General features: G+C 70.3%; 9 protein-coding genes. 3 read left to right on the forward strand and 6 right to left on the reverse strand.

The genetic code is table 11. The features are described 5' to 3' along the window. The first annotated feature begins 10 nt into the window (after positions 1-10). Both PY257_RS15540 and PY257_RS15545 read left to right on the forward strand, forming a co-directional pair. Positions 11-895 carry a DMT family transporter gene (locus PY257_RS15540; protein WP_275743457.1) on the forward strand — a complete coding sequence of 295 codons (885 nt, stop codon included), beginning with the start codon at positions 11-13 and terminating at the stop codon, positions 893-895. Then, positions 892-2,022 (forward strand): enoyl-CoA hydratase/isomerase family protein, encoded by a 1,131-nt coding sequence (locus PY257_RS15545; protein ID WP_275743458.1) that lies wholly within the window; start codon positions 892-894, stop codon positions 2,020-2,022. The genes PY257_RS15540 and PY257_RS15545 overlap by 4 nt, the downstream gene beginning before the upstream one ends. Before the next feature lie 7 nt (positions 2,023-2,029). On the opposite strand, the gene PY257_RS15550 is transcribed toward PY257_RS15545, so the two are convergent. The 6 genes from PY257_RS15550 to PY257_RS15575 all read right to left on the reverse strand — a co-directional run bounded on the left by PY257_RS15550 (position 2,030) and on the right by PY257_RS15575 (position 5,749). Continuing rightward, positions 2,030-2,827 (reverse strand): anti-sigma factor family protein, encoded by a 798-nt coding sequence (locus tag PY257_RS15550; protein ID WP_275743459.1) that lies wholly within the window; start codon positions 2,825-2,827, stop codon positions 2,030-2,032. Positions 2,828-2,839: 12 nt separating this feature from the next. After that, the gene (locus tag PY257_RS15555) at positions 2,840-3,352 is read right to left on the reverse strand and encodes an RNA polymerase sigma factor (protein ID WP_275743460.1); all 513 of its coding nucleotides are present in this window, start codon (positions 3,350-3,352) and stop codon (positions 2,840-2,842) included. 22 nt (positions 3,353-3,374) lie between these two features. Then, positions 3,375-3,764 (reverse strand): COG4315 family predicted lipoprotein, encoded by a 390-nt coding sequence (locus PY257_RS15560; protein WP_275743461.1) that lies wholly within the window; start codon positions 3,762-3,764, stop codon positions 3,375-3,377. Between the two features lie 96 nt (positions 3,765-3,860). Continuing rightward, positions 3,861-4,514 carry a pyridoxamine 5'-phosphate oxidase gene (gene pdxH / locus PY257_RS15565; protein ID WP_275743462.1) on the reverse strand — a complete coding sequence of 218 codons (654 nt, stop codon included), beginning with the start codon at positions 4,512-4,514 and terminating at the stop codon, positions 3,861-3,863. Between the two features lie 29 nt (positions 4,515-4,543). After that, on the reverse strand, positions 4,544-5,068 hold the full coding sequence (locus PY257_RS15570) for a superoxide dismutase family protein (RefSeq protein WP_275743463.1): 525 nt from the start codon (positions 5,066-5,068) through the stop codon (positions 4,544-4,546). 81 nt (positions 5,069-5,149) lie between these two features. Beyond that, positions 5,150-5,749 (reverse strand): gamma-glutamylcyclotransferase, encoded by a 600-nt coding sequence (locus tag PY257_RS15575; protein WP_275743464.1) that lies wholly within the window; start codon positions 5,747-5,749, stop codon positions 5,150-5,152. An 89-nt stretch (positions 5,750-5,838) separates the two neighbouring features. Between PY257_RS15575 and PY257_RS15580 the strand changes: the two genes are divergently transcribed. After that, positions 5,839-6,351, forward strand: coding sequence for an OmpA family protein (locus PY257_RS15580; RefSeq protein WP_275743465.1), 513 nt, complete (start codon positions 5,839-5,841; stop codon positions 6,349-6,351). Positions 6,352-6,585 lie beyond the last annotated feature (234 nt).

The following is a 6,585-nucleotide window of genomic DNA, read 5'->3' on the forward strand; positions in this document are numbered from 1 at the left end:
AGCACGTGCCATGCCGCGCCTGACGCAGGCCCGCGCCGTGTGGCTGATGGTGGCCGTCACGCTCATGTGGTCCATTGCCGGCGTGGTCACGCCCCAGCTTGAGGCGGCGCGCAGCTTCGAGGTCACGTTCTGGCGCAGTGCCTGGACGGCGCTCGCGCTGCTCGTCGTGCTGCCGCTCGCTCAGGGCCGCGCGGCTTTTGCCGCGCTGGCGCACGGCGGCGGGGCGCTGTGGCTCTCGGGGCTGTGCTGGGGCGCAATGTTCACGGCCTTCATGGTTGCGCTCACGCGCACCAGCGTGGCCCACGTGCTCGTCACGATGGCGATCGGGCCGCTGATGACGGCGCTGTTTGCCCGCGCCATCATCGGCCACCGCATCGCGGCGCGTACCTGGGGCGCCATCGCGGTCGCCGGCCTGGGCATTGCCTGGATCTACGGCACCCAGCTTGGCAGCGGCAGCTTGGCGGGCACGCTGATCGCGCTGTGCGTGCCGGTGACCACTGCACTCAACTGGACCCTCGTGCAGCATGCTGCGACACGCGGGCGGCAGGTGAGCCTGGCGCCCGCCGTGCTGCTGGGCGCCGTGCTGTCGGCCCTGGCCACGCTGCCGCTCGCCCTGCCGTTGGCTGCGTCGGCGCGCGACATCGCCTGGTTGGCGCTGCTGGGGCTGGTGCAGTTGGCCATTCCCTGCGTGCTGGCGGTGCGTTGCGCCCGCGAGCTGCCGGCCCCCGAGATGGCGCTGCTGGCCCTGCTGGAGGTTATCTTCGGCATCCTGTGGGCCTGGGTCGGCGCCGGGGAGCGGCCCGCGCCCACGGTGCTCGGGGGCGGCGCGCTGGTCGTCGGGGCCCTGGTTTTCAATGCAGTGACAACATCATCCGGAAAAGGAGCAGACAAGTGAGCGAGACGAAGAACACCTACGACACCACTACCACTGCGGCCCCAGCCCCCGAGGTGCTCACCGAGGTGCGGGGCCAAGTGGGCTTCATCACCCTCAACCGCCCCAAGGCGCTGAACGCGCTGTCGCTGGGCATGGTGCGCGGGCTGATGGCCGCGCTGCTGGTCTGGCGCGACGACCCCGCGGTGCTGGCCGTGGCGATTCGCGGCAGCAACAAGGACGGCCCGTTCGGCGCTTTCTGCGCCGGCGGCGACATCCGCTTCCTGCACCGCGCTGGCAGTACCGGCAACCCCGAACTGGAAGACTTCTTCACCGAGGAATACACCCTCAACCACCTGATCCACGCCTACCCCAAGCCCTACGTCGCCTTCATGGACGGCATCGTCATGGGCGGTGGCATGGGCATCAGCCAGGGGGCGGCGCTGCGCATCGTCACCGAGCGCACCAGGATGGCCATGCCCGAGACGGCCATCGGCCTGTTCCCCGACGTGGGCGGCGGCTACTTCCTCAGCCGCTGCCCCGGCCACGTGGGCGAGTGGCTGGCGCTGACGGGCGAAACCATCGGTGCGGGCGACGCCATCGCCTTCGGCCTGGCCGATGCCTATGCGCCGTCGCAGGACCTGCCCGCCCTGTGGCAGGCGCTGGGTGCGCAGCATTTCGCCGACGCGGCTGCGCTGAAGGCCTGGTTTGCTACTAAATATGTAGCTGCTCCCGCAGGTGGTATAAGCGCCAGGGCCGAAATTGACCAATATTTCAGCCTGCCCGGCGTACCCGCCATCGTGGCCGCGCTGGAGCATGCGGAGGGCGACTGGGCGCGCCACACCGCCGCGACGCTGCGCAAGCGCTCGCCGCTGATGCTGCACGTGGTGCTGGAGCAGATCCGCCGCGCGCGCGGCCTGGGCCTGGCCGACGACCTGCGCATGGAGCGCGACATGGTGCGCCACTGCTTCTTCCTGCGCCCCGGCCAGAGCGAGACGGTGGAGGGCATCCGCGCGCTGGCCGTGGACAAGGACTTCAGCCCGCGGTGGAACCCCGCGCGCATCGAGGACGTCGAGCCAGCCCTGGTGCAGGCGTTCTTCGCCAGCCCCTGGCCGGCGTTCGCGCATCCGCTGCGGATGCTGGCAGACTGACCGGCCGCTACAACTGCGCGTACACGGCCTGCGCCAGCCGCAGCAGGTCGCTGCGCGGCAACGGCCCGACCAAGGCGTAGCCGAAGCCCGCATTCACCCAGTAGAAGCCCGGCACCGGGCCTTCGTCGGTGAAGCGGAAGGCGGTTTCGCGCGGCGTGGCGCTGGCGCCGCCCACCGCGCCGATGTAGAGCGTGAGGCGCAGGCCCTGCGCGTTCTGGAACATGAACTGCGCGCGCGCGCCGGCATCGCCCGGCAGCAGCCTGCCGCCTACCAGCGTGTAGCCTTGCGCGTCCAGGTCCGGCACGTGCAGCGGGTGACCCAGGCGCTTGGAGAGCCACTGCACCAAGTGCTCCTGCTGCGCGGCGGGCACTTCGACCGGGTGGCGCACTTCGGGCGCGAAAGCGGCGTGCGCGACCATGGCTTGGTGGGCGAAGGTCGCCACGGGCCGTGCAGCGGGCGCCATGCCGCCGCGCACCAGCCAGCCCGCGCAGAACGCCAGCGCCACGCTGGCCGCCATGCCGCTCCACCGCAGCCATTGCGCCTGCCGCGCGCGCGCGCGGTCGCCGCCGGAAGCCGCCGCATGCAGGGCCGCGGGCACCTCGGCCTGCAGCAGCGGAGCATGCAGGGCGCGCAGCGCATCGCGCTGCGCACGCCATGCGCGCAGCGTCCGCGAGGCCGATGGGTCTTGCGCGATGCGCGCTTCGAGCGCCGCGGCGTGCGCGGGCGGCAGGCGGCCATCGACGAGCGCGTGGAGTTCACCGTCGGCAATGGTGCCGGGATGCGGGGGCGGGGCGGGGGAATCCATGGTGGCTTGTGGCTATTTCAGGCGGCGCAGCGCGGGCCGCGTCGCGGCTTCGGGGCCTGGTGCGCCACCCATCAGCGCGTGCAGGCGGCTGCGGGCGCGCGACAGGCGCGACATCACCGTACCGGCGGGAATGCCGAGGATGCGCGCCACGTCTTCGTAGCGCATGTCCTCCAGCGTCACGAGCAGCAGCACCGCACGCTGGTCTTCGGGCAGGCGCAGCAGGCAGCGCTGCAGGTCGATGGCGTCGTCGCGGCCGGCGTCGGGCGCGGCCAGCATGGGCGCCACGTCGTCGATGTCGACCGGCGTGCCCCGGCGCATGCCCTGGCGCCGCTGGTTCGCGTGCAGGTTGTGCATCACGGTGAACAGCCAGGCGCGCAGGTCGCTGCCGGCCAGCCACAGGCGCCACTTGCTGCAGGCGCGCTCCAGCGTGTCCTGCACCAGGTCGTCGGCAGCCCAGGCGTCGCCGGTCAGCGTCCGGGCGTAGCGGCGCAGGCTGGGGATGTGGTCGGCAACCTTGCCCGTCATGCGCACTGGCGGGTTGTGGCGGTCAGGGGCGCGCGGTATGCCAGACGCTGTTGAAGCCGTCGCCCGTGGCGTCGCCGGCCTTGGCGTCCTTGGACCAGAAGTACAGCGGTTTGCCCTTATAGGCCCACTGTTTCTTGCCGTCGTCGCGCATGACGATGCTGTAGTCGCCGTGCGCGGCATCGGCGTCGCCTGCGGTCAGCGGCGGCCAGATCGCGGCACAGGCGCCGTTGCAGGCCGATTTGCCGCTGCCTGCGGCATCGCGGTCGAAGGTGTAGAGCGTCATGCCGTTGGCGCCGACCAGCATGCCCGCGCTGGTCTGCGCGGGGGCGTTGCCCTGGCCGTAGCTGGCGCAACCGCCCAGGGCGACGGCAAGCGTCAAACAGGCGGTGGCGGTGTGCAGAAGGTGTCGCATGGAAAATCTCCTTCAAGGGATGGGTGGTGTGTGCAGCAATGCCTGCCCCCCATGAACACCGGCGCGGCCCGCTTTATTCCCGCGGGTGCGAAAAATTCAGGGCGCCAGGCGTTCGCGCACCCAGGTTTCGTCCTCGCGCCGGTAGCGCAGCCGGTCGTGCAGCCGGCTCTTGCGACCCTGCCAGAACTCCCAGGCATCAGGCACCAGGCGAAAGCCGCCCCAGTGCGGCGGGCGCGGCGGCTGCAGCATGAACTGCGCGCCGTACCGGGCCGCGTTGGCCACCAGCACGCCGCGCCCGGCGATCACCTGGCTCTGCGGGCTGGCCCAGGCGCCGATGCGCGAATCGAGCGGGCGACTGGCGTAGTAAGCATCGCTTTCCTCGGCGCTGGCCTTCTGCACCAGACCCTCGATGCGCACCACGCGCTCCAGCTCCACCCAGTGGAACTGCAGGGCCGCATAGGGGTTGCCCGCCAGTTCGTGGCCCTTGCGGCTGTCGTAGTTGCTGTACCAGACGATGCCGCGCGGGTCATAGCCCTTGATCAGCACCACGCGGGTGCTGGGCCGCAGGTCGCCGCCCACGGTGGCGAGCGTCATTGCGTTGGGCTCGGGCAGTTCGCCGGCAATGGCTTCGCCCAGCCACTGCTCGAACTGCGCCAGCGGCTCCGCATGCGAGGCGTCCTCGCTGAGTTCGGCGCGCTCGTAGCTCTTGCGCAGGTCGGCGATGGAGGAGGAAAGAGAACTCATGGACATCGATTGTGCGCGGCCCCATCCGCGCTCGTTCAGCCCTTGGCGATGGCGGCGCAGGCCAGGCGCGGGCCCGAATTGCCCGTGGGCTGGGTGGTGAAGTCGTCCGGATCGCGGTGCACGATCAGGCCGCGCCCCACGGCGTCTGCGGCGCCACTGCCCACCACCAGGGTTTTTGACTCGAAATCGACCACGGCCACGCCGCTGGCATCCGCCCGCAGGCTGGGCAGGTCGCCTACATGGTGCGCGGCGCCGTCGTGCCGGCCGTGCGGCTGGCCGCCAGGGTTGAAATGGCCACCTGCGCTCATGCCGTCGCCGCTGGAGCAGTCGCCTTTTTCATGGATGTGGAAGCCGTGCTCGGTGCCCGGCTGCAGACCCCGGATTTCGCCGCGCACGCGCACGGTGTCGCCCGCCTGGGTGAACACCACCGTGCCGCTCACGCTGCTGCCCCGGGTGGGTTCCAGCCGGGCCGTGGCCCTCGGCCCCATGTCATACGATGCGCAGGCGGCCAGCGCAAGGGCGGCGGCAGCGCTTGCCGCCAGGGTAGGGTAACGGGCCATGGTTGCAGTCTCCTAGTCTTGCCGGGTATGGATCGCAGCCCCCACTGTAGGGCCGGCGCGCATCGGTGTAAACCGGGCATTTCAGCGGTCTTCGCCGTGCGCGAGCCGCAGCAGCCGCGCCAGCGCCCGGTCGTGGATGCCCTGGCGGCGCAGCTCCTCGTGGGTGCGGCGGACATATTCGAGCGTGCTGCCGAACGTGCCCCGGGCCTCGGCGAAGATGCGCCGGTATTCGTCCTCGCGCAGCTCGCCTGTATGGCTCGGGCTCTTGCGCGAGAGGGTGAACGCCAGGGCGCGCACCATGCCCTGCGGCGTTTTGCAGGGCAGCCAGCGGGGGTCGTAGATGCCCATCGCCATCTCGCGCTGCCACAGACGGTCGAGCACCCCGCTGCCCTGCGCCTGCGGCACGCGGAATACCAAGCCGCGGCAGCTTCCGCCCGAAAGCATGCCGAACACCAGGCCGGGGCGTTCGGGCGTACCACGGTTGATGCGGCTCCACATCTTGAGCGCGCGGTGCCAGCCGTGGACATGGGCCAAGCGCTGCTCGGCATGGTCGAAATCGGGGCGCCAGATCAGCGAGCCATAGCCGAAGACCCAGAGGTCGCCCGTGCCCCTCCATTCGGTTTTCGTGCGTTCGAGCGACAGTGCCGGATCGCGCGGATGGGCCGCTGGAAAGTGGGTCATGGCTGCGTCTTACAATTTTGGATTGCCCCGCCCGCCACGCCTGAGCAGTGGATGCGGCTTACCTTCTATTTTCACGGAGATTTCCCCTCATGTCCTTCGCCACCGCCAACGACGACGACAGCCACCAGCGCTTCGCCCTCGGGCTCGTCTTCGCCATCGTCCTGCTTGTCGTTTCCACGGTGGTCGGCACGGTGGTGGTTCAGCGCGGCCTCCGCCATGCACCAGCAGTCGCCGGTGCGGCGCAGGCCGCCCCCACGGTGGTGGCGGAAATCGCTTCGGTGCGGGTGGACGATGGCGTGGTGAAGTTCTACTTCGCCACCAACAGTGCCGCAGTGGCCGCCGGCGGCGCTGACGCCCTGGCGGACGTGGTGCGCGGCGTCGCGGCGGGCCGCAAGGTGGCGGTGTCGGGCTTTCACGACGCCACGGGTGACGCGGCGCGCAACGAGGAACTGGCCAAGCAGCGCGCGTTCGCGGTGCGCGACGCGCTGAAGGCCCTGGGCGTAACCGAGGCGGCTATCGAGCTGCGCCGGCCCGAAGTCTCCATCGGCAGCGGCCCCGCCGCCGAGGCGCGGCGCGTGGAAGTGATGCTGCTGCCGAACTGAGCGCGGCGCACGCCAGCCGCACGCAGAAGCCCGGCAGCGCCGGGCTTTTTATTTCGCCATGACTCCGGCCCGGCACTTCGCTGGACTACGCCAAGACTCGATACAGCAGGTTTATCAATAACCCCAAGCGGCCAAGTCAGAGGGAGAGAGAGAGTCTTTTCCAATTCAGGTATGAGCCTGGAGCGACCTGAGATCGGCGACGCGAAGCGAGTCGATCCGTTGTTTGACAGATGC

Origin of the sequence: Curvibacter soli, from assembly GCF_029211125.1 — a bacterium.
GTDB lineage: Bacteria > Pseudomonadota > Gammaproteobacteria > Burkholderiales > Burkholderiaceae_C > Curvibacter_A > Curvibacter_A soli.

Excerpts from the sequence above, each read along its gene's own strand:
- PY257_RS15540 (WP_275743457.1), top strand. The coding sequence starts at position 11 with ATGCCGCGCCTGACGCAGGCCCGCGCCGTGTGGCTGATGGTGGCCGTC.
- PY257_RS15550 (WP_275743459.1), bottom strand. The coding sequence starts at position 2,827 with ATGGATTCCCCCGCCCCGCCCCCGCATCCCGGCACCATTGCCGACGGT.
- PY257_RS15555 (WP_275743460.1), bottom strand. The coding sequence starts at position 3,352 with ATGACGGGCAAGGTTGCCGACCACATCCCCAGCCTGCGCCGCTACGCC.
- PY257_RS15560 (WP_275743461.1), bottom strand. The coding sequence starts at position 3,764 with ATGCGACACCTTCTGCACACCGCCACCGCCTGTTTGACGCTTGCCGTC.
- pdxH (WP_275743462.1), bottom strand. The coding sequence starts at position 4,514 with ATGTCCATGAGTTCTCTTTCCTCCTCCATCGCCGACCTGCGCAAGAGC.
- PY257_RS15570 (WP_275743463.1), bottom strand. The coding sequence starts at position 5,068 with ATGGCCCGTTACCCTACCCTGGCGGCAAGCGCTGCCGCCGCCCTTGCG.
- PY257_RS15575 (WP_275743464.1), bottom strand. The coding sequence starts at position 5,749 with ATGACCCACTTTCCAGCGGCCCATCCGCGCGATCCGGCACTGTCGCTC.
- PY257_RS15580 (WP_275743465.1), top strand. The coding sequence starts at position 5,839 with ATGTCCTTCGCCACCGCCAACGACGACGACAGCCACCAGCGCTTCGCC.